Raw genomic sequence first — 1,204 nt, 5'->3', positions numbered from 1 at the left:
TGACCTGCTCCCCGCGTTTAGTACGGTGACGGTGTAGAGTCCGTTCCAGAGAGGAACGGCAATGAAAAAGCGATTCACCGAAGAACAGATCATCGGCATCTTGAAGGAAGCCGAGGCTGGCTTGAAGCCGGCGGAGCTGTGCCGCAAGTACGGCATCTCGGAAGCGACCTACTACAACTGGAAAGCGAAGTTCGGCGGGATGACGGTCTCCGAAGCGCAGCGCCTGAAGGAACTGGAGCAGGAGAACAACAAGCTCAAGCGCCTGTTGGCCGAATCAATGCTCGACAACGCCGCGCTGAAGGACCTGCTGGCTCGAAAGTAGCAAGCCCGCAGGCCAAGCGCGAAGCGGTCCGGATATTGATGACCGAACGTGCCATGGGTGTTACCCGAGCCTGCGGGCTGGTAGGGATTTCGCGCTCGCTGTTCCACTACGAATCACGCCGCCGAGTTGACGACGAAGCGCTGACTGGCCGGATGATGGCCATCGCCGCGCAGAAGCGCCGATACGGCTATCGCCGGATTCACGTGCTGTTGCAGCGGGATGGCTGCTTCGCCAACCACAAGCGCATCTGGCGCCTGTACAGCAAGGCGGGGCTGAGCGTGCGCAAGCGGCGACGCAAGCGTATTGCGGCTGTCGAGCGCACGCCGCTGCCGTTGCCAACAGGCCCGAATCAGAGCTGGTCGATGGACTTCGTTTCTGACGGGTTGGCCTATGGTCGGCGGTTTCGATGCCTGAACGTGGTCGACGACTACACGCGCGAGTGCTTGGCCATCGAGGTCGATACTTCGCTGCCGGGCCTACGAGTGCAGCAAGTGCTCGAGCGGCTCAAGGAGATGCGAGGCTTACCCGCATCCATCACGGTCGACAACGGGCCGGAATTCGCTGGTAAGGTGCTGGATGCATGGGCCTACGAAGCCGGCGTCACGCTGTCGTTCATTCGGCCTGGCAAGCCGGTGGAGAATGCCTATATCGAGAGCTTCAACGGGCGGTTCCGCGACGAATGCCTGAACGAGCACTGGTTCGTCTCGATGCGCCACGCCAAGCGGCTGATTGAGGAATGGCGTATCGAGTACAACACCGAGCGGCCTCATAGTTCGCTCGGCTATCTGACGCCTGCGCAGTTCGCCCGGGCGCACGACGCGAAGCAGCAGTTTTTAACCTCGGACTCTAACTGCAGTTCGGACTAAAACCGGGGGCAGGTCA

General features: G+C 60.9%; 1 protein-coding gene. It reads left to right on the top strand.

What is annotated here, in order from left to right; translation table 11 throughout:
• Positions 1–61: 61 nt before the first annotated feature.
• Positions 62–1,188, top strand: a protein-coding gene (locus H3O04_RS35415; RefSeq protein WP_089499171.1) for an IS3 family transposase whose coding sequence is annotated in 2 segments (ribosomal slippage) — positions 62–302 and positions 302–1,188 — 1,128 coding nt in all. Because the reading frame shifts where the segments join, the coding sequence is not laid out codon by codon here.
• Positions 1,189–1,204: the final 16 nt, after the last annotated feature.

It is taken from the genome of Burkholderia sp. KCJ3K979, from assembly GCF_016759955.1.
In the GTDB taxonomy this organism is placed as follows: Bacteria; Pseudomonadota; Gammaproteobacteria; order Burkholderiales; family Burkholderiaceae; genus Burkholderia; species Burkholderia orbicola.
This window is presented reverse-complemented; position numbering and strand designations above follow the sequence as displayed.